Annotated in this window: 18 protein-coding genes and 1 pseudogene; 12 read left to right on the top strand and 7 right to left on the bottom strand. The window is 64.3% G+C overall.

The annotated features are described in order from the left end of the window. The first annotated feature begins 203 nt into the window (after nucleotides 1–203). From P5W98_RS23790 to P5W98_RS23775, 4 genes are all read left to right on the top strand, one after another. Entirely contained in the window at nucleotides 204–689 is a 486-nt protein-coding gene (locus P5W98_RS23790) for a DUF4863 family protein (RefSeq protein ID WP_421025670.1), read from the top strand. Between the two features lie 283 nt (nucleotides 690–972). Further along, complete coding sequence (locus tag P5W98_RS23785) at nucleotides 973–2,586, top strand: benzoate-CoA ligase family protein (protein ID WP_421027018.1); 1,614 nt, start codon at nucleotides 973–975, stop codon at nucleotides 2,584–2,586. A 327-nt stretch (nucleotides 2,587–2,913) separates the two neighbouring features. Further along, nucleotides 2,914–4,284, top strand: coding sequence for a sensor histidine kinase (locus tag P5W98_RS23780; protein WP_421025671.1), 1,371 nt, complete (start codon nucleotides 2,914–2,916; stop codon nucleotides 4,282–4,284). Then, on the top strand, nucleotides 4,281–5,318 hold the full coding sequence (locus tag P5W98_RS23775) for a response regulator (RefSeq protein WP_421025672.1): 1,038 nt from the start codon (nucleotides 4,281–4,283) through the stop codon (nucleotides 5,316–5,318). Before P5W98_RS23780 ends, P5W98_RS23775 begins: the two co-directional genes overlap by 4 nt. Nucleotides 5,319–5,406: 88 nt before the next feature. Here P5W98_RS23775 and cqsA read toward each other — a convergent pair whose 3' ends face one another. Beyond that, on the bottom strand, nucleotides 5,407–6,699 hold the full coding sequence (gene cqsA / locus P5W98_RS23770) for an alpha-hydroxyketone-type quorum-sensing autoinducer synthase (protein ID WP_421025673.1): 1,293 nt from the start codon (nucleotides 6,697–6,699) through the stop codon (nucleotides 5,407–5,409). A gap of 1,162 nt (nucleotides 6,700–7,861) precedes the next feature. On the opposite strand from cqsA, the gene P5W98_RS23765 reads away from it, so the two are divergent. The 4 genes and pseudogenes from P5W98_RS23765 (at nucleotide 7,862) to P5W98_RS23750 (ending at nucleotide 9,815) form a co-directional block, all read left to right on the top strand. Further along, the gene (locus P5W98_RS23765) at nucleotides 7,862–8,212 is read left to right on the top strand and encodes a response regulator (protein WP_421025674.1); all 351 of its coding nucleotides are present in this window, start codon (nucleotides 7,862–7,864) and stop codon (nucleotides 8,210–8,212) included. 64 nt (nucleotides 8,213–8,276) lie between these two features. Continuing rightward, a pseudogene (locus tag P5W98_RS23760) lies at nucleotides 8,277–8,507 on the top strand (alkaline phosphatase family protein); the annotation flags it as partial. 47 nt (nucleotides 8,508–8,554) lie between these two features. After that, on the top strand, nucleotides 8,555–8,968 hold the full coding sequence (locus P5W98_RS23755) for a phospholipase domain-containing protein (RefSeq protein WP_421025675.1): 414 nt from the start codon (nucleotides 8,555–8,557) through the stop codon (nucleotides 8,966–8,968). Between the two features lie 52 nt (nucleotides 8,969–9,020). Further along, nucleotides 9,021–9,815: an SDR family NAD(P)-dependent oxidoreductase gene (locus P5W98_RS23750; RefSeq protein ID WP_421025676.1), complete on the top strand. Its 795-nt coding sequence runs from the start codon at nucleotides 9,021–9,023 to the stop codon at nucleotides 9,813–9,815. 132 nt (nucleotides 9,816–9,947) lie between these two features. On the opposite strand, the gene P5W98_RS23745 is transcribed toward P5W98_RS23750, so the two are convergent. The 4 genes from P5W98_RS23745 to P5W98_RS23730 form a co-directional block, all read right to left on the bottom strand. After that, the gene (locus P5W98_RS23745) at nucleotides 9,948–10,262 is read right to left on the bottom strand and encodes a Zn-ribbon domain-containing OB-fold protein (protein WP_421025677.1); all 315 of its coding nucleotides are present in this window, start codon (nucleotides 10,260–10,262) and stop codon (nucleotides 9,948–9,950) included. Next, entirely contained in the window at nucleotides 10,259–11,422 is a 1,164-nt protein-coding gene (locus P5W98_RS23740; protein ID WP_421025678.1) for a thiolase family protein, read from the bottom strand. Before P5W98_RS23740 ends, P5W98_RS23745 begins: the two co-directional genes overlap by 4 nt. Nucleotides 11,423–11,435: 13 nt before the next feature. Beyond that, nucleotides 11,436–12,806, bottom strand: a complete 1,371-nt coding sequence (locus P5W98_RS23735) for an MFS transporter (protein ID WP_421025679.1) — start codon at nucleotides 12,804–12,806, stop codon at nucleotides 11,436–11,438. Between the two features lie 97 nt (nucleotides 12,807–12,903). Beyond that, entirely contained in the window at nucleotides 12,904–14,562 is a 1,659-nt protein-coding gene (locus P5W98_RS23730) for an ATP-dependent acyl-CoA ligase (RefSeq protein WP_421027019.1), read from the bottom strand. Between the two features lie 107 nt (nucleotides 14,563–14,669). Between P5W98_RS23730 and P5W98_RS23725 the strand changes: the two genes are divergently transcribed. Continuing rightward, entirely contained in the window at nucleotides 14,670–15,578 is a 909-nt protein-coding gene (locus P5W98_RS23725) for a LysR family transcriptional regulator (protein ID WP_421025680.1), read from the top strand. A gap of 54 nt (nucleotides 15,579–15,632) precedes the next feature. On the opposite strand, the gene P5W98_RS23720 is transcribed toward P5W98_RS23725, so the two are convergent. Then, on the bottom strand, nucleotides 15,633–16,121 hold the full coding sequence (locus P5W98_RS23720; RefSeq protein ID WP_421025681.1) for an Lrp/AsnC family transcriptional regulator: 489 nt from the start codon (nucleotides 16,119–16,121) through the stop codon (nucleotides 15,633–15,635). 173 nt (nucleotides 16,122–16,294) lie between these two features. Here P5W98_RS23720 and P5W98_RS23715 point away from each other — a divergent pair, with 173 nt between their 5' ends. Both P5W98_RS23715 and P5W98_RS23710 read left to right on the top strand, forming a co-directional pair. Continuing rightward, the gene (locus P5W98_RS23715; protein WP_421025682.1) at nucleotides 16,295–17,536 is read left to right on the top strand and encodes a diaminopropionate ammonia-lyase; all 1,242 of its coding nucleotides are present in this window, start codon (nucleotides 16,295–16,297) and stop codon (nucleotides 17,534–17,536) included. A 30-nt stretch (nucleotides 17,537–17,566) separates the two neighbouring features. Next, complete coding sequence (locus tag P5W98_RS23710; protein WP_421025683.1) at nucleotides 17,567–18,730, top strand: M20 aminoacylase family protein; 1,164 nt, start codon at nucleotides 17,567–17,569, stop codon at nucleotides 18,728–18,730. A 19-nt stretch (nucleotides 18,731–18,749) separates the two neighbouring features. Here the strand turns inward: P5W98_RS23710 and P5W98_RS23705 are convergent, their stop codons facing one another. Then, nucleotides 18,750–19,631 (bottom strand): alpha/beta hydrolase, encoded by an 882-nt coding sequence (locus tag P5W98_RS23705; RefSeq protein ID WP_421025684.1) that lies wholly within the window; start codon nucleotides 19,629–19,631, stop codon nucleotides 18,750–18,752. Between the two features lie 314 nt (nucleotides 19,632–19,945). On the opposite strand from P5W98_RS23705, the gene P5W98_RS23700 reads away from it, so the two are divergent. Next, complete coding sequence (locus tag P5W98_RS23700; RefSeq protein WP_421025685.1) at nucleotides 19,946–20,380, top strand: hypothetical protein; 435 nt, start codon at nucleotides 19,946–19,948, stop codon at nucleotides 20,378–20,380. The last annotated feature ends 53 nt before the right edge of the window (nucleotides 20,381–20,433 follow it).

Genomic DNA, 20,433 nt, shown 5'->3' with positions numbered 1-20,433 from the left:
ATTTTATGTACTATAGTGCTTGACATGCATTTTTCTAAACGCTAATTTTCGCCAAAAGCTCGTCCCACGACAAACACAGACGCCGCACGGCAACTCGCATAGCATGGGACCGCAATGAGCGCATTGCACGGGGCGGAGTCGGTGCTAAAGGACTCACTCCGCCCGACAGCCAAAGCGCCAGGTGCGGCCGACAGGAGACCCGCATGTCCCCGCAAGACTTCGAGCGCCTGATCGCAGGCGTCACGAAACAAATTGCCGGCCGTCCGCTGGATGATGCACTCGACACGTGGCTCAACGCCACCTGGCCGAACGGCAGTCCGACCTTCGCGGCGCTCGAAAACGCTTGCCGCGAAGGCATCGCGCAAGGCTCGATGTGCCAGCGCGAGGCCGGGGGGCTGCGCTATGGGCGTGTCCTCAAGCCGCTGCCCGCCACGCATGGATTTTCTGTCGACGTCGTGCAGATGCAGGATCTTGCCGGCCCGCACCATACCCACCCGCACGGGGAAATCGATCTCATCATGCCCACCACGCCCGGCGCGACGTTCGACGGCCGGCCTGCGGGCTGGTGTGTCTACGGCCCAGGCAGTGCGCATCGCCCTACCGTCGCGCATGGCGAAGCACTCGTGCTCTATCTGCTGCCGCAAGGTGCAATAGCGTTCACCCCGGCCTTCACCCCGGCGCCAACGTAAGCGGCGGCACTGGCCGGCGCGCGAATCGCCGCCCCGCCAGGCCAGCGGCATGAGCCGCGGCCGAATATCGAATTACCAGGCAGTCCGGATTGACCGGCAAAGCAGCTTCATAACGACCGACGATCGAAGGGGCCGCGCATACGCGTGGCCATAGCCCGCAAGGCCGCGCGATCGAGGCAGACAGAGCGGAGACAGCATCGTGGATACCCAAGCAGCGTCGCCGGCCCCTACCGCGACCTCGGCAGCCGCCGCGGCCCCGCGGACATCGAGCGCGCCAGCCAGTGTGCCGCCGCCCGCGCAACTGAACTTCGCGGCACACCTGTTCGCGCTGAATGCCGCGCGCGCCAGCAAGCCCGCCTATATCGACGACACCGGCACGCTTGCTTACGGCGAACTCGAAACTCGCGCGCGTCGCTTTAGCGCCGCGCTGCACGCGCTGGGCGTGCGCGCCGAAGAGCGCATCCTGCTCGTGATGCTCGACACCGTCGAGCTGCCCGTGGTCTTTCTCGGCGCGCTATATGCGGGCGTCGTGCCCGTGATCGTCAACACGCTGCTCACCTCCGCCGACTACGCCTATATGCTCGCGCATAGCCGCGCACGGCTCGTGATTGCATCGGGTGCGGTGCTGCCCGCCGTGAGCGACGCGCTCGAGGAGGTCCATGCCCAATCCGTCGCCAACGGCGAAACCGGTCGCGAGCATTGCGCGCTGGTCGTTTCCGCGCCGCTCGCCGACGCGCTTCACGACACGCAGGGCACAAAGACTCTCCATGACCTGATCGACCGCGCCCAGGCCGCCGCGCACGCAGCGCAAACGAGCGGCGACGACATCGCCTTCTGGCTCTATTCGTCGGGATCGACGGGCAAGCCCAAGGGCACGGTGCATACCCACGCCAATCTCTACTGGACCGTGGAAACCTATGCCAAATCCGTGCTCGGCATCCGCGAAAGCGACGTGGTGTTTTCCGCGGCCAAGCTGTTCTTTGCCTACGGGCTCGGCAATGCGCTGTCGTTTCCGCTCTCGGTGGGCGCGACCACGGTGCTGATGGCCGAGCGCCCCACCGCCAACGCCGTGTTCGCGCGCCTCGTCAAGCATCGCCCCACGGTCTTCTACGGCGTGCCCACGCTGTATGCCAGCATGCTGGCTTCGCCCAATCTGCCCGAGCGCGCGGATGTCGCGCTGCGCATTTGCACCTCGGCGGGCGAGGCGCTGCCGCGCGAGACCGGAGAGCGCTTTAAGCGCCATTTCGGCAGCGACATTCTCGACGGCATCGGCTCAACGGAAATGCTGCACATTTTTCTTTCGAACCGTCCTGGCGAGGTCGAATACGGCACCACGGGGCGCCCCGTGCCCGGCTACGACATCGCGCTGCGCGACGAGTCGGAGCGGCCCGTGCCCGATGGAGAAATTGGCGACCTCTATATTCGCGGCCCGAGCGCGGCCTTGATGTACTGGAACAACCGCGAGAAGTCGCGCACGACATTCCAGGGCGAGTGGGTCAAGAGCGGCGACAAATATCGGCGCCTGCCCAACGGCTGCTACGTCTATGCGGGCCGCAGCGACGACATGCTCAAGGTGAGCGGCCAGTACGTCTCACCCATCGAAGTGGAGATGGTGCTCGTGCAGCACGAGGCGGTGCTCGAAGCGGCCGTGATCGGCGCGGATCAGGACGGGCTCGTGAAGACCTGTGCTTTCGTCGTGCTCAAGCAGGAAGCGCAAGCAGACGCCGCGCAAGACGGCCACGCGGCGCTCGCCGCTGCGCTGAAGGCCTTCGTCAAGGCGCGGCTGGCCCCGCACAAGTATCCGCGCGAGATTGTTTTCGTCGACGATTTACCGAAGACCGCGACCGGCAAGATCCAGCGCTTTCGTCTGCGCGAACAATTCCAGTCTCGCGCGTAAAACCAGCGCCCCGCCCTTCTTCCGGGCGCCCCGCCTGCGCGGGGCGCGCCGCGGTCATCGCCCGGCTCCGCCGTTCGGCGTGTATTCCCCGCCTCATTCCCCCCTCGCTTTCCTCGCCCGGCCGCATGTGACGCTCGCGGCCCTTGCCGGCTGCATCGGCGCGGCACAATGATGGTATTGTCATCACCAGGGTCTTTTCACATTGGAAACAGACCCTGGCTACGGGAACCGGAACGTGCGTGTCCTGGGACCGCTTCGCACCCGGGCCTCGTACGAGCCTGGAGACATATGCGCAGTCAAGGCCGGCAGCGAATCCGGCATCGAACAATGAGCGATTCCACCCTGATGAACGTATCGAGAATCACGACGCGCGCGCGCCGCGGTTGGGCGGCGCTCAAGCCGCGCATGGTGCGGGCATTCGCGCCCGCCATGCGCAACCTCCAGTACGTGAAGCGCCGCATGCGGCCGCTCGCCGTGGTCGCGGCCATTGGCTTCCCGCTTTACTACTATGTCTGGAAAAACCTCTTCCCGCAGCCTTATGAAAATCTCACGCTGCGCCTGATCGGCTCCGCGCTGTTTGTGCCGATCCTCGCTTTCGAGCGCTGGCCCGCCGCGGTCAAAAAACTGCTGCCCTGGTACTGGTACATCGCCACGCTCTATGCGCTGCCGTTCTTCTTCACCTTCATGCTGCTCAAGAACAACGGCAACGAAGTCTGGGTCGAGAGCGCGCTGATCGCCGCCTTCGTCATGGTGCTGCTGCTCGACTGGCTCATGCTGGTGCTGCAGTTTCTCGTGGGCATCGGGCTAGCGCTGATCGCCTATGTGCTCACCACCGAGCCCATCGCGCTCGATTCCACCTATCTGACCCACCTCGCGATTTTCTCGTTCGCGGTGGCCATCGGCGCATTGGCGAACTACGATCAGGACCGCATCCAGATCGAGCAGGAGCGCGCCATGCTGGCGACGGCGGGCAGCGTCGCGCATGAACTGCGCACGCCGCTCGTCGCGATTCGCGTGGGGGCGGCCGGCCTCATGCGCTACTTGCCCGCGCTGCTCGACACCTATGCGCTCGCCCAGCGCAACCGCCTGCCGGTGCCAAAAATACGCAGTGCGCATTTGTATTCGATGCACGGCGTAGTGAGCCGCATCGAACAGGAAGCGCTTCATTCGAACGCGATCATCGACATGCTGCTCGCTACCGCGCGCTTCTCGGGCACGACCATGCAAAACGCAACAACGTGCTCGATTGCGCATTGCGTGGAAACCGCACTTGCGCGCTATCCATTTCGCGAAGGCGACCGTGCGCGCGTGCATTGCAATTTGCGCCCCGATTTCGAATTCAACGGTTCCGAAATGCTCACCGTGCACGTGCTGTTCAATCTGCTCAAAAATGCGTTTCGGCACATGGGCAGCATCGACGGCGCGCATATTTCCATCCGGCTCGAGCCGGCCAATCGCGACAACCGTGCGAATCGCCTGATTTTCAGCGATACCGGGTCCGGTATTTCGTCTGAAGTCTTGCCGCACATCTTTACCCGCTTTTATACTTCATCCACCACCACCGATGACGTGTCGCTCGGAGCAGGAATCGGGCTGGCTTTTTGCCACGATGTCATGCAAGCGATGGGGGGAGCAATTGCCTGCTCTTCGGTGAAAGGCAAGTACACCGAGTTTGTTTTGACATTCCCAGCGCCATGACGAAAGCCACTCCGAAAGCCATTCAGCCGTTTTTCTGGCCGACCACCGCTGCGTTTGTCGACGACAGCGCGGCGTTTCTATCGAATCTGAGCCTGCAGCTCGATCCCGAACTCGCGTTCCGGCTGTTCAGTTCGCCCACGGAAGCCCTGAAGTTCCTGAACGACCGCGCGGCACAGGACCGGCCGGCCTCGCCCATTTTCAGCCCCTATCTCGACCGCACCGAAGAAAACGATGCGCATCAGGTCATTGCCATGCGCGTGGACGCCATCCGCTCGCTCGTGCACCGGCCGGAGCGCTTCGAATCGGTCTCGGTCGTGGTGATCGACTACGACATGCCCGAGCTCAACGGCATCGAGTTCTGCCGCCGCCTCACCAATCCGGCGCTTAAGAAAATCGTGCTCACCGGCAAAGCCGACGAGCACGTGGCCGTCAAGAGCTTCAACGAAGGGCTGATCGACCGCTTCATTCGCAAGCACGAAGTCGATGCGGTAGAAACCCTGAATCAGGCCATTCGCGACATGCAGGCCGCGTATTTCGACAAGGCCAGTGGTTCGGTGCTCGACGCACTCGCCGTTTCGGAATACGCGTTCCTCAACGATCGCGCACTCGCCGCGCACGTGCAGGGCATTTGCGAATCGCTCGGCATCGTCGAACGCTATCTCTCGTATCAGCCGCACGGCCTGCTCATGTTCGATGCGCAGGGCACCGCGTATCTGCTCATCATCCACACCGAGGAGTCGCTGCGCGGCGTGCACGAGATCGCGGTCGAGCAAGGCGCGCCCGCGTCGTTTCACGCCGAGCTCGACAGCCATCGCAGCCTGCCCTATTTCTGGCGCACCGAAGGCTACTATCCGACGCAATGCGAGCAATGGGAGCCGTATATGCATCCGGCATCCGAATTCGTCGGCGAGCGCCGCTATATCTATTCCGTCGTCAAGGAGCCTGAGGGACTCACGCTCGACAACGTGCTGCCCTACGATACCTGGCTGCAGCAGCTCGACCGCGAAGTCCACGCGGCGTGGGATTCTCGCTGAATGCACCGAATGCACTGTGTCGCGCTGAATCGCGCACGCCGCTTGCCTGTCGCCCTCGCGCTGCTTTCATGCAAGCCTCACGCCGTCGTCACGCGGCCACCTGCAGGTCGGCGAGCGGGCGCGGCTGGCGCATGCGCGTGGCGCCGCGCTCCATGAGACGGCGCGTCGAGGGCCAGTTCCACATTTGCACTTCATCGCGGATGGCTTCGCAGACCTCCACGATCCGTTCGAGCTCCGGCTCGCTGAGCATCGCATTGATCGACAAACGCACGAGCGAACGATTCTGCGCGGTCGCGGGCGCGCAGAACACCGACCCGAAAATGCCGCGCGCCTCGAGCGCATCGCGCAGCGCGATGGTTTGTGGCTCCGGCCCGGCCTCGAGCGCAATGATCTGCGTTTCGCTGCCATTAAGGTTGTAGCCGAGCTCCGCGAGGCTCATGCGCAGGTAGCGCGCGTTCGCTGCCACCCGCATGCGGCGCCAGTCGTCGCGCTCGATCACGTCGAGCGTGGCCGCAAGGCCTGCGGTTTCGTGCGGCAGCAGCGTCGAGCTGAAGATCGCCGGCAAGGCCTCGCACTTGAAATACTCCTGGAAGCGCCGCGAGCAACTGATGATGCCCGCGCGGCCCGCAAACGCCTTCGCGAGGCTCGCGGTGCGAAAGTGCACGCGGTCGGTGAGCCCCAGCTCGGCGACGAGCCCCGCGCCATGCGGACCGTGCGTGCCGAGCGAATGCGACTCGTCCACCACGAACACGCAATCGTGTTCGGCGCACACCTCCGCAAAAGCCTGCAGCGGGCAGACGCTGCCATTCGTGCTGTACACCGAATCGACGATCACGATGCCCGGCCCGTAGCGCTGGATGCGTTGTTCCAGATGCTCGACGTCATTGTGGAAAAAGCTGATGGCCTTCGCTCCGGCAGCGCGGATGCCCTCCCAGAGCGACATGTGCGCCATCATGTCCACATACACGGGCGTCTGCGCGTTCGCGATCGACTGGATCAACCCCGTATTGGCCGCGAACCCCGACTGGCACAGCACGCTCGCCTCTGCGCCCATGAAGCGCGCGAAACGGTCTTCTAGATTCAGTTGCGGGCAATCGTCCCCATGGAGGAACACCCCCGACATCAGAAGGCCGTTTCCTTCGGAGCGGATGCTCATGCACATGGCATCGAGAATCTCGGGGTGACGAGCAATCGACAAATAGTCGTTGCTCGAAAGATGCAAAGCGTCGGCATCCGGAACACGTCCCTTCATGATGTGGCCTCCCGCCCAACTCTGCTGCACGCGTTCGGTGTAATAGCGGTCGACGCGCGCGGCCAGAAAGTCCGGCAGTGCCGCGTCATTGTTGTGTGCATTCCGCCAATTGTTATTGCCAACTTTCATCTCGGGCTCCCTATGGTTAATGGCAGCCGCCCCGAATTTAAAAGCGATTTCCCCCCGGAAATCTCCTGAGGTGGCTGGCCGGTGATCGGCCCGTGCCGGAACGCCACGCGCAAAGCGGTATGGGAATTCCGTTAGCGGGCCTATGAATGCGATTACGAATACGGGTGGATCGAAGCCTGGCGGGCGCGCGCAGGGTGTACCCGGCGCACGGGGCAAGGCCTGGGGCAAGACCAGATGCAAGACGAGGGGCAACGCGCAGACGGCGCGAACGCGCACCGGGTTGCCCGCGTCTTGCGATGCGAACCCGGCGGCACGACCCCGTATCGATGCGTCTGCCATGTGCTTGCCCGTGCAAAAGGGGCAGCGGATTCGAAGGCGGATGAAGGCGCATGGCGCCGTGAGCGGGCGCCTCGACATCCGCACAATTCCCGCCTGGCGTGATCGCCACTGTTTACCAAGGAAGAAACGCCTGCCCGAAGAAAGCCGTGTCTATTCCGGCGGCGCGCGCAAAGCGCAGCTGGGCCGGCGGGAATGAACGTCATATTGAACGTCTCCCTTCTGGGAGTGATTATCCTTTAAAAACATCGATGTGGCTTATCCGAATTGCATCGGAATGCGTTATGCATGTCGAAATGATTGCAATTGGGCGACCTGTCTCAAGGAATAGTTTCGCGGATATTCAATTCGCATAATCCCATGAAAAGAAACAGGATGACGCATTAAATCCCCGTGCAAAGAATGGAAACATCGCGGCTCGAAAGTTGCAGGCTTGATCGAAGAGCCCGTTGGAGCGGGGACGCGAGCGATCCGAATGCCCACGAATGGCCACGCATTGGCCGACATTGCCTGGCACTATTTGAATTTTTCATGACATCGCCTACGCGCGAAAACGCACCTTTGCCCCCGGGAACGCCAACTGCTGATTCATTTGCTGCGTCATTCGAGTGATTCCCGTGCGCCATGCCTCCAGTCGAGGTCACGGTGCGCCGCCTCGGGCACGGAAAATGCGCGTTCGTCTGCAAAACTCCGACCTACGCAGGGCAAGCGCGGGAATACGCCAACCCGGGCAGTGTCCGGGGAGCGGGAAACCGCGAAAACACGGGTGCACGGTGTCATAACCGTGCGAACATCAGCGAGTGCGCGTCGCACAGGCAAACCAAGCATGGCTACCGTATTACTCGTAGACGACGACATTAATGCCCTGAACGCGCTCAAGGAGCTAGTCGGTCAGGAAGGCTATCGGGTCAGGACTGCCGGGGATGGGACGGATGCGCTCAAGACCGCGCTCGCCGATCCGCCCGATGTCGTGATTTCGGATTGCATGATGCCGCATATGGACGGCCTCGCATTAATGCGGGAAATGCGCCGCAACAGCGCGCTAGCAAGCGTGCCGATGGTACTCGTCTCCGCGCTCGTCACGCCGCCCGCCGACGCGGACCTGATCGGCTTCCTGCGCAAGCCTTTTGCCGTCTCGCAGTTGCTCGACATCCTGCATCGCGTCGCCATGCCTTGAATCGTCCAACGTGTCATGCTCGCGGGTGCAAGCCCCTCATAAAGCCCGGAGCAACGTTGGCCCCATGACCTCGAAGGACCACCGCCGCTTTTTGCGCAGCGCCACCGCAAGCGCCATGCTCAGCCTCTTTGCGCAGGCCATCCGGCGCGCGCTCGCGATACCGGCGAGCAACGCCACCGGCACGATCCGGGACGTCCAGCATGTCGTGATCTTCATGCAGGAAAACCGCGCGTTCGACCACTATCTCGGCACGCTGCCCGGCGTGCGCGGCTTCGGCGACCGCATCACGATCCCGCAACGGTGCTCGGGCCCAACGGTTTTCATCGCCGCTTCACTGGCAACGTGAGTGCCGCATCGCGCGCGCCCGCCATCGAAATGCGCCTGGCCTACGACGAGGCCGCCAACACCCTCGTGCTCACAGTCACCAATAGCGGACCCGCGCAGGCCGGGTGCACGGTGAGCGCAAACGCCTATCGCGCCGACGGTCCATGGACGCTCACCGTCCCCGCACGGGGCCGTGCCGGGCAACGCTGGCTGCTCGATGCGTCGGGCGGCTGGTACGACTTCACGCTGAGTGCGTTGAACGGCGCGGACGAAATCACGCGCCGCTTCGCGGGGCGCATGGAAACCGGCAGGGACAGCATCAGCGACCCCGAAATGGGCATCGCGCGCCGACCAGCATGCGCGAAGCGAGCAGTGAGCCCATGCCCGCAGTACACTGCCGGTTCCGCTCACGCCGGCCATCCCTCTGAGTGAGGGCGCAGTGACGGCGCGTTTCACCCACGCTTTGCAAGAGACAGGAGCAACGATGAAAATCGATTTGTCAGGAAAGCTCGCGCTGGTCACCGGGTCGGCAGCGGGCATTGGGCTCGCCACAGCCAAAGGGCTTGCCGGCACCGGCGCCGGGGTGATCGTGAGCAGCCGTCACGAAGCCCACGTGCGCGACGCAGAAGCCGCCGTGCGTAAAGCCGTGCCGGGCGCGCAGGTGCGGGGTTTCGTCGGCGACCTCTCGAACGACGCGGGCTGCGAAGCGCTCGTGAAAGCGCATCCGCGGGTGGACATTCTCGTGAACAATCTCGGCGTCTTCGCGCAGGAAGACTTCTTCGCCATTCCCGACAGCGAATGGCTGCGCTTTTTCGAAACCAACGTGATGTCGGGCGTGCGGCTCTCGCGTGCCTATGCGGGCGACATGGTCGAGCAGGGCTGGGGGCGCATCGTGTTCATTTCGTCGGAGTCGGGCCTGAATATTCCCGCGGACATGATCCATTACGGCATGACCAAGACCGCGCAGATCGCGGTAGCGCGCGGCCTCGCCAAGCGGCTCGCCGGCACCGGCGTGACGGTGAATTCGGTGCTGCCGGGCCCGACACTTTCGGAAGGCGTGGCAGCGATGCTCAAGGACGAAGTCGCGAAAACGGGCCAATCCATCGAGGAAGTCGCCGCGGCTTTCGTGCAGCAGCACCGCGCCTCGTCCATCATCCGCCGCGCGGCGAGCGTGGACGAAGTGGCGAACATGGTCGTCTACGCATGCTCGCAGCAGGCTTCCGCCACCACCGGTGCGGCCTTGCGCGTGGACGGCGGCGTAGTCGACACCATCGCCTGAGATTGCTATGGGATCCTGATCGAGATCGCGGCGCACCGGACCGGACCGGGACGTCTGCTCGACGACGACGCCTCCAGCACGAAATGCCCGCAATGTCCCAGGCGCCTGAAACGCGATGCCCCTGCCCCGCCCTCAACGCACGCGGGCCAGAATCCGGCTCTCCTCGTCGACCTCGAGCAAAACGGCCTCGCCTTCGCTCGCCGCTGCTTCGAGCCTTGCGATCACGACCGGCCCGGCATCGGTGCGCACGCTCGCGAGATGCACGGTGCCCGGCTCGCTCGCCCCAACGCGGTGGCTCACCGTGGTTGCGGCAAGCACCGTGCCACCCGACACCACCGGCTTCGTCCATCGAGCGCCGCCACACGCCGGGCACAGATAGCGTGCGGGAAAAAGCGTCGCGCCGCACGCGGTGCAGCGAAACACTTCGAGCTTCGTGGTCTGTTTCATTGCGAATGTCCTGCCGCTTCGAGCACCACGGCGTTCGCGCACATGCCGTAGCGGTATTCGACCATGCCGTAGCCGCTCACCAGCGCGAGCCGCGCGTGCTCGACCTGGCGCTCGCCCGCTGCGCCGCGCAATTGCATGACGGCTTCCACGAGGCCGTGCATGCCGCCCGCAGCGCCTGCCTGTCCCGCCGATAGTTGGCCGCCCGAGGTATTCACCGGCAGCGTGCGCGACGCGATGCGCGCAATCAGCGCGCGTAGATCGCCGTCGGGCGCGAAGCCCAGGTCCGCGAGCTGCACGAGCGCCATGACCGGATAGTCGTCGTAGACCGAGACCACGTCCATGCGGGCCGGCGTCGCCTGCGCCTCGCGCCAGAGCTCCGGGGCGAGTGCCGCCAGCGAAGTTTGCAGGCCGTCGCCCAGCTGGTGATCGGCGTTGTAGCGGCATTGCAGCGCGCGTACGCGCACATGCCGGCCTGGCTTGACGAGGTCCGCGCGCGCCACCACGAGCGCATTCGCGCCGCACACCACGGGCACGCAATCGTAACGGCCCAGCGGAGCGGCCACGAGCGGCGCGTCCAGATAATCGTCGAGCGTGAGCGGTGTGCGATAGACCGCGAGCGGGTTGAGCGCGGCCCACGCGCGCTGCGCCACGCATAGTGCGCCGTAGTCGGCGCGCGTCAGTCCGAAGCGCTTTGCATGTTGTTGCGTGAGCATCGCGAACAATGCGTTCGGGCCGCCGCTTTCGAGCGGACGCAGCCAGGTCCGGGTGGTGAGGTTGTAGTGATCGACGAGGCGTCTGAAATCGGCGGGCTCGAAACTGTCGCCCGACACCAGCACGATGACGTTCGCGTCCCCGCACTGGATCGCGCGAATCGCGTGTTGCAGCAGATTGATCGCGCTTGCGCCTCCGTGGCAATCGTCCATGCACCAGCGTGGCGAGAGGCCCAGGCGCCATGCAAGATCGATCGCGTGGTCGGGTCCCAGGGTGAACGAGGCCACGCCCAGCCCGTCGATCTCGCGCGCGGCGAAGCCCGATTGCGCGAGCGCCGCCGAGAATGCCTGCGCGAGCAGGTCTCCCGTCGAGAAGCCGCTCGCCTGACGGCGATACGGCACCTCCACACCCGCGCTCAGCAAGACGCCGTCATATCCGCGTGATGGCATTGATTCGTGTTCCTTATCGTGCGTTGTCGTATGGGCCATTGCGTGTGGCGCCGCGCACCGTTTCCCGCGTGCACATGAGAGCAATCACCGTAATGGCGCCCATCGCCATCAGCATCAGCGCGACGGGCCACGCCGCGTGATACTTCGCGAGCAGCGCGGTGGCGACGAGCGGCGAAAGCCCGCCCGCAAACACCGAGGCAATCTCGTGGCCCAGCGCCATGCCCGAATAGCGCACCTCCGTGCTGAAAAGCTCGCCCATCAGGCTCGGCTGCGTACCGATCATCGCGCCGTGGCACACCGCGTTGCCGAGCAGCAGCGCGAACCAGATGAGCGCGGGCGCCTTGGTGTCGAGCAGCCAGAAGAACGGAAACGCCACGACGATGAGCCCCACCGCGCCAATCAGATACACGGGCTTGCGGCCGATGCGGTCCGAGAGCCGGCCCCAGAGCAGCATCGTCGCGAGTTCCACCGTCATCGAGATCATCACGCCCGCGAGCATGACCGCGCCCGGCACGCCGATGAACTTGCCGTAGACGAGCGAGAACGCGAGGAAGATATACGAGCCGCCGTTCTCTGCCACGCGCAACCCCATGGCGACGAGAATCGCGCGCGGATGTTTGCGGATCGCGTCGAGCACCGGCATATGCGAAGTCTTGCCCGCCGCCTCGGACTTCGCGAATTCGGTGCTCTCCGGCAGCGTCGAGCGAATATAGACGCCTACTCCGAAGATGACGATGGAGAGCAGGAAAGGCACGCGCCAGCCCCAGCTCATGAAGCTCTCGCGCGGCAGCATCTGCACGGCGAAGAACACCGCCGCCGAGAGCACGAATCCGCCGCCCACGCCGATCTGGCTCCACGACGCGTAAAAGCCGCGCTTCTCCGGCGGCGCGGACTCGCTGATCATCAGCACGCCGCCGCCCCACTCGCCGCCCGATGCAATGCCCTGCACCACGCGCAGCAGCACGAGCAGCGCGGGCGCCCACAGGCCCACTTGACCGTAGGTGGGCAAAAGGCCGATGAGGAAAGTCGCGCCGCCCATCAGCGAGAGGGTCCAGACCAGCGCGCCCTTGCGCCCGTAGCGGTCGCCGATATGGCCGAACAGCACGCCGCCGAACGGGCGGGCCGCGAAACCCACGGCAAAGCCCGCAAATGCCGCGAGCGTGCCGATGAGCGGATCGGTGCCGCGCGGAAAGAACAGCTCGCCGAAAACAAGCGCCGCCGCCGTGCTGTAGAGAAAGAAGTCGTACCATTCGAGCGCGTTGCCCGCGACCGACGCCATGACGATGCGGCGCAAGGCGCGCGGATCGAGTGCATGCGCACGCGTGCGCGCGTCTGCGTGCGACGCGTCGGTTGCACCGGCGGAACAGGTTTGGGTATTTGCCATGCTGCTGCCTCCTCGTGCCTCTGATGGGCTATCGTGACTCGCTGGTGCCGCCGTGTCTCATGGGCGGCGTTGGGGATGCTGCGCTCGTGCGCTGCGGCTAGGTCCGCCCGAGCCGGTAGCCCGACGTCTCCAGGTCCCACGCCGTGGCCGTAATGCCGGCCTCGCGCAGCTTGTACTTCTGGATCTTGCCGTTTTCCGTGCGCGGCAGATCGGCCACGAAGTCGAGATAGCGCGGTACCGCGAAATATGGCAGACGCGGCTCGCAATAGCGGATCAGGGCGAGCGCGTCGAGCGCCGCGCCTTCGCGCAGCACCAGCGCGGCCATGACTTCGTCCTCCGCGAACTCCGACTTCACCGCATATACCGCGGCCGTCTCAACCGCCGGGTGACTCAACAGCACCTGCTCTACTTCGTATGACGAAATATTTTCTCCGCGGCGCCGGATGGCATCCTTGAGACGATCGACGAAACGATAGTAGCCGCTCGCCTCGCGCACCACCCGGTCGCCCGTGTGAAACCATAGGTTGCGCCATGCCTCCACGGTTTTCTCGGGCATGCCGAAATAGCCGCTCGCGAAGGCGAACGGCGTATCGGCGCGCAGAATCAACTCGCCCGCCTCGCCATCGGGCACTTCGCGGTCGTTCTCATCCACCACGCGCGCATCGAAACCCGGCACGAGCTTGCCCATATAGCCCGCGCGCTGATCGGCAATGCCGCCGCCGAGCACGAAGTTCGTCTCGGTCGAACCATAACCGTCGAGCAGTGCGATGCCGCAGCGCTCGGTGAATTCCAGCTGAAAATGCCCCGGCACGCCTGGCGCCAGCGCGATGCGCACATGGTGCGCCCGCTCCTGAGCGGACGCGGGGCGGCCCAGCAGAATCGGCACCATCGCGCCGAGCACGTACGTCACGGTAGCGCCGGTTTCGATGAGCGAGGCGAAGAAGCCGCTCGCCGAAAAGCGCCGATCCGCGACCAGTTGCGCATCGGACACCAGTGCCTGGAAAAACGCGTTGAGCGCGTTCGTATGAAAAAGCGGCAGGCACGTATAGAGCACGTCGCCGGGCACCACGCCCAGATGCCCCGCCGTAAGGCACGCCCACCAGTAGAACTGGGCGTGCGGGCAGATCACCCCCTTCGAGAGGCCCGAGGTGCCCGAGGTGTAGAGAATCGCAAACGCTTCGCCGTCGCCGATGCGCGGCGCGGGGAGCGGCTCGCCCAGCGGCGGCAGCGGCTGCACCACGATTTCGCGCGTCGCGGAGATACCGGCCGCCGGAGCGCCGCTGCCGTTGTGCGTTTCAGCGCTCTCGCCGCTCCTGGTGCTTTCAATCAGCCAGATCGATTCGAGCGCATGCGTTTGCGCATCGATGGCGTGCACCGCGCCCACGAGATGCGTTTCGGCCACCATGAGGCGCGCGCCCGAATTGCGCAGGATGTGTTCGAGTTGCATGCCGCGCGAAGCGGTGTTGATGGGCACGACCACGGCGCCCAGCCACCCGCAGCCCAGCACGATCTCCATGAACTCGCTGCGGTTCGTGCACAGCAGCGCGACGCGGTCGCCGCGCCGGATGCCGTGCGCCGCCAGCGCACCCGCCCGCCGTGCCGCGATCTCGAGTGCCTGTGCGCCGCTCCAGCTTGTCCTGCGGTCCGAGAACAGCGCAGCATCGCCGTTGCGTGCGGCGCGCGCCGCCAGCAAGGCCGGCAATGCAAGCGATTGCGCCTGCGCCGTCTCGCCGGCAAGCCCGGCGCCCGGGTTCATGCAGCCCATAAATCAGCCTCCTCGCAGTCTCACCAAAATCGATGAGCCCAGTCTAGGTTTGGGCTAAGATATCTGTCAAATTCATCAATATTATCAACATCATAAACATGGCTGATTTCAACGAAGCCGACCTGAATCTGGTGCGCGTGTTCCAGGCGATCCTCGAAGAACGCAGTCTCACGCGCGCGGGCCAGCGCCTGGGCCTTTCTCAGCCGGCCATCAGCTATGCCCTCGGCCGGCTGCGCGTGATGTTCGACGACCCGCTTTTCGTTCGCTCTCCTGATGGCATGCTGCCCACGCCCACGGCGCAGCAACTCGCGCTGCCGCTCGGTCGCGCGATTGCGTCGATACGCGAGGCGCTGCGCCACGGCGAGCCGTTCGACCCCGCCACGAGCTCGCGCGAGTTCCATCTTTCGATGACCGACGCCGGCGAGCAGTTCTTCCTGCCACCGCTGTGCGAAATGCTTCAGCGCGTGGCCCCGCATGTGAAGCTGGAGGCGCGCCAGGCACCGGTGGCCGAGGTGACCGAGCAGCTGCGCCTTGGGCAGCTCGATCTGGCCATCGGCAATCTGCCGGCGCTCAAGCCGCACACGCACAGCGCCCTGCTTTTCGACGAACCCTATGTATGCATGACGCGCCGGCGCGCGGGCCTACCCGCGAGGCGCATGTCGCGCGAGCGCTTCCTGGATATGCAGCACATCATGGTGGTATCGAGCGAGAGCAGCCATCGCACCATCAACGACTCACTGCGCGCGGCGGGACTCGACCGCAAGATCGCGCTGCGCGTGCCGCATTTTTCGGTGGTGCCGCAAATTCTGCGGCGCACCGACTGGATGGTGGCCTTGCCGCGCCGCGTCGCGCGCTTCTTCAACGAGTACGATCAGTTCGTCATCTACGATTTGCCGGTGGCAATGCCGAGCGTGGAGGTCACCGTGCACTGGCACGAAACCTTCGAGAATGACGAAGGCAACCGCTGGTTTCGCGAACTGACGATCGAGACGCTGCGCAAGGTGTGAGGCGGGAAGCTAGTGAACGGATGCCGCGTCGCCCGCGGGCAGCGCAACTTCGCCTCAGCCCTCGCCCTGCACGGCCGGCGCGACCGGGACTTCGAGCCCCACCTTCACGCGGCTCATGCTCACGAGCGTCTTGAAGCGCTTCACATTGTTGTTCGAGAAAAATAGCTGGCGCGTAAGTTCGGTGTATTGGTCCATATTGCGCACCGCGAGAATCAGCACGAAATCCCATTCGCCCGCTACGTAATAGCACTGCTGAATCTGCGGACACTGCGCAAAGGTGCGCTTCATGGCGTCGAGCAAATCGATCTGCTCGCTCTCGACCTCGATGGTCGCGACAATCGTGATCGGATGATCGACTTTTTCGGGCGCCACGATGGCCGCGTAGTGGTCGATCACGCCTTCGTCGGCGAGTCGCCGCAGCCGGCGGTTGACCGCAGCGGTCGAGAGATTCACGCGCGCACCCAATTCGTTCTGCGGAATCTGCGCGTCGCGCTGCACCTCCATCAGCAATTTGCAATCGAAAGCGTCGAGATTTGTCGCCATTTCACCATTGACCCGAGGTTCGTTTTCGCCTGGAAAATCGATATTTTTTTGCGTATACGGTCGCGATTATGAGACTTTTTCGCATGGCATGCGCAATATCATTTCCTGGTCGACGGCGTTCGCGCCGTGAATTCAAATCGTCGAGGCCACTTTGGCCCAGGAGCCCCCGTCACATGCCGCTCGCCCATTCCCGCGCCGACCGCAGCCCTTACCCCGAGACGCTTCGCGCAATCCTGAACGTGAAATCGGCCGATCAAAGCCGCGCCTGGCTCGCCCATTGGGATTTGATCAGCCCGGAGCCGACGCCGCTCTGGGACCTGCCCCACGCCGCCGCGCAACTCGGCATCGCGCGGCTCGCCGTAAAGGACGAATCGCTGCGCTCGCCGCTGTGCAGCTTCAAGGCGCTCGGCGCGCCTATTGCGTTGATGCGGCTGATCGTGCGCCTCTGGCCCACCCACGACATCGATCCGCAAGCGCTGATCGCCGGCCGACATCGCGAACTCGTGCCGAACTTCACCGTCATCAGCGCGACCGACGGCAACCACGGCAAAGCGCTTGCCGCAGCGGCGCAATCGATCGGATGCCACTGCGTGATCGTCCTGCACGCGAACGTCAGCGCGGAGCGCGAGCAAGCCATTGCGGCCTACGGCGCGCGCATCGTGCGCATTGCGGGCAATTACGACGAATCGGTGGAGCATGCGGCACAACTCGCCAAGGACAACGGCTGGCACGTCGTGTCCGACACCTCCTATGAAGGATACGAAGCCATTCCGCGCGACGTCATGCAGGGATACGGCACGATCGCGGCGGAAGTCATCGAGCAATCGAGCACAACCTCGGGCGAACCGGCCTTCACGCACGTCTTCCTGCAAGGCGGCGTAGGCGGGCTCGCAGCGGGCGTAGCCAGCTACCTGTGGGAGCACTACGGCGCGAATCGCCCGCGCTTCGTCGTGGTCGAGCCGCGCCAGGCCGATTGCCTCTATCAAAGCGCGCTCGCGGGACACGCCGCGAAAGCCACGGGTTCGGTCGACTCCGTCATGGCCGGCCTCGCGTGCGGAGAGACCTCGCCGCTCGCGTGGAAGATCCTTCAAGCGTGCATCGACGACTTCATGCTCATCGAGGACGACGACGCGGTAGCGGCCATGCGCGCGCTCGCCGCCGGGTCGGATGACGACGTGCCCATCGTTTCCGGCGAATCGGGCGCCGCCGGCCTCGCCGGTCTCGCGAAGCTGCTGCACGATCCCGCTCTCGCTCATGCGGTGGAACTCAATGCGCAATCGCGCGTGTTGCTGATCAGCACCGAAGGCGCAACGGCTCCCGGCGTGTATGCGGAACTCGTTGGCGAAAGCGCCGACACGGTGGCCGCACGCCGCGACGAACGGACCGCACAATCGAACTCGCAACCGGCGCGCTAACCCTGAACCGGCATCGACAAGGACGCATCCATGGAAAGCACCCTGCAAGGACAATTGAAAAGTTGGCGCCGGTATCTGCACCAACGCCCGGAAACCGGCTTCGAGGAAGTCGACACGTCCGACTACATCGCCGGCATCCTGAAGACGTTGGGCCTCGAGGTCCATCGCCGCATCGGCGGCACGGGGCTGGTGGCGAACCTCACGGTCGGCAGCGGCAAGCGCGCAATCGGCCTGCGCGCCGACATGGATGCGCTGAATATCGCCGAATGCGCGCCGGGCCGCGAACATGCCTCGCTCAATGCAGGAAAGATGCATGCGTGCGGGCACGACGGCCATATGTCGATAATCCTCGGCGCTGCCCGCCTGCTCGCCGAACGTCGCGATTTCGACGGCACCGTGCGCTTTATCTTTCAACCCGCCGAAGAGCATGGCCGTGGCGCGAAAGCGATGATGGCCGACGGCCTGTTCGAGCGCTTTCCCGTGGACGCGATTTTCGGCGCGCACAACATGCCCGGCATGCGCGCCGGCACCTTTGCGACGCGCGCGGGCGGCATCATGGCGAGCGAAGATAATTTCGTTATCCACATCAAAGGACGAGGCACGCACGCAGCGCGCCCGCACATGGGCGTGGACCCTATCGTCATCGCCTCGCAAATCGTGCTCGCCTTGCAGACGATCGTTTCGCGCAATCTCGATCCGGGCCTGCAAGCCGTGATTTCATGCACGGAATTCATCACGGATGGTATCCGCAATGTCATTCCGTCGAATGTGATCATCAAAGGCGATACACGGAGTTATTCAAAAGAAGTGCAAACGCTGCTCGAAACGCGCATGCGGGAAATCAGCGTGGGCCTGTGCGCGACGCATGGCGTGGAATGCAGCTTCGAATACACGCATGAGTTCGCGCCCACGGTCAACTCGCCCGAATATCTCGATGTCGCCGTCAACGCCGCGCGCAACGTCGCCGGTGAAGCGGCCGTCGACGCGAACGTCCAGCCGATGATGATCTCAGAGGATTTCGGGGCGTTTCTTCAGGCCGTGCCCGGCAATTTCGTCTTCATCGGCAACGGCGATGTGCCCGAGCGCGGCGGCACGCCGCTCCACAACGCGCGCTATGATTTCAACGATGACATTCTGATGACCGGCGCGCGCTATTTCGCGGAGCTCGCGCGGCTCGAATTGCCGGTTCGCTGACGCGCGAGTCGAATCGACATCAGACTTGCCGCGCGGGCGCGTGCCACCCGTTATGCCTGAACGAGGTGGCAAAGAATAAGACCTGATAGCGAATGGCATTCGACCAGTACGGCCACGTATGCCCGCCTGGGCGCTCGGCGTAATCGTGCGGCACGCCCAGCGCAATGAGCCTGTCGTGCAGCGCGCGGTTCGACTGCACAAAATAATCGCTCACGCCGCAATCGATGGTGAGCGCGATATGCGCATGCTCGAAACCGCCCGCGTCCTCCACGATGGCATTGCGGGTCCAGAAGTCGGCATGGAGCGCCGGATTGCCGAATACGCGGTCGATGCCGGGTTCGTCCTCGCAATTGCGCGGATCGACCGCGCCGCTGATGCTGCCGGCCGCGCCAAACGTCTCGCGATGATCGAGCGCGATGCGCAGCGCGCCAAAGCCGCCCATGCTCAGACCCGTGATTGCGCGCGTCTCGCGCGAGGCGAGCGTGCGGAAATGCGCGTCGATATACGACACCACCTCGGTGCCCACATAGGTTTCGTAGCGGCTCGCGGGATCGAACGGGCTGTCGATGTACCAGCTTTCACGGCCGCCGTCGGGCATCACGAGTATCACGTGATAGCGGTCCGCCAGCTTGCCGATACGCGTATTCGAGGTCCAGTCCGCATGATTGCCGCCCGAACCGTGCAGCACGTAAATCACCGGATAGCGCGCCGTGCCGTTGCCGCGCGCGTAGTCGCCGGGCAACACCACGGTGGCGCCGAATGCGCGATTCATCGCCGCGCTGGGGATCGAGACGATTCTCGTCTGGAAGGCCCAGCCAGGCGCGCTCAGGCCCAGCGCGAAAAGCGAGGCCAGAAGTAGCGCGAGAGACTTGATGGGCCGAAACGCGCGGGCTGTATGCATGAAGTGGTCGATCTGGTTCGAACTGCCACGGAAGGCACGACACCTGCAGCGACTCTAGCAGCGGGCACTTACAGCCAAATTTCTGCGAACCCTACAACTCCATTCACACAGGGCGCTTATTCCAGCGCTTTCATCAGAGCAATACCGACCCCAGTTTCAATCCGATTATTTTGATGCGTGCAATGGCCCGCGATTGCATTACGAAAGCCGCGATTATTTTGTTACACGTCTTACCCCACGAACCCACGCTTGTTACAGAGACCTTTCATGTTGGTCGCTATACTCAGCACCGTCTTAAAACAAGTGGGTTAACCATGTCGAAAAAATTCATCCCGATGGTTGCGATTGCGGCGCTGGCCGCTGCGGTTTCGTTGCCCGCCACGGCTGGCGACATGAACAACGCGCTGGGTGGCGGGCTGGGCGGTCTGGCCGGCGCGGCAATCGGCGGCGCAGTAGGCGGCCCCACGGGCTCCGTGATCGGCGGCGCGGTGGGCGGCGGCGCAGGCGGCGCAGTCACGTCGAACCGCCGCGAGCGCACGGGCGCCATCATCGGCGGCGCGCTGGGCGGCGGCGCGGGCACGGCAGCGGGCAACGCCATGGGCGGACGCAGCGGCGGCCTCGTTGGCGCGGCGTTGGGCGGCGGCGCCGGTGCCGCGCTCGGCGGCAATATCTCGCGCTCCAACTCTTATTCCAACGATTACCGCTATGGCGGCCACCATCGCCATGGCAAGCATCATCATTGGGACTAAGCCCTGATTGGGGACTAAGCCATCATTGGAGTCCGTGGGTTAATCTCCGGTTC

The organism is Paraburkholderia sp. A1BS-2L, from assembly GCF_051125205.1.
Taxonomy (GTDB): Bacteria; Pseudomonadota; Gammaproteobacteria; order Burkholderiales; family Burkholderiaceae; genus Paraburkholderia.
Note: the sequence above shows the minus strand (reverse complement) of the source record. Positions and strands in the feature narration are given on the sequence as shown.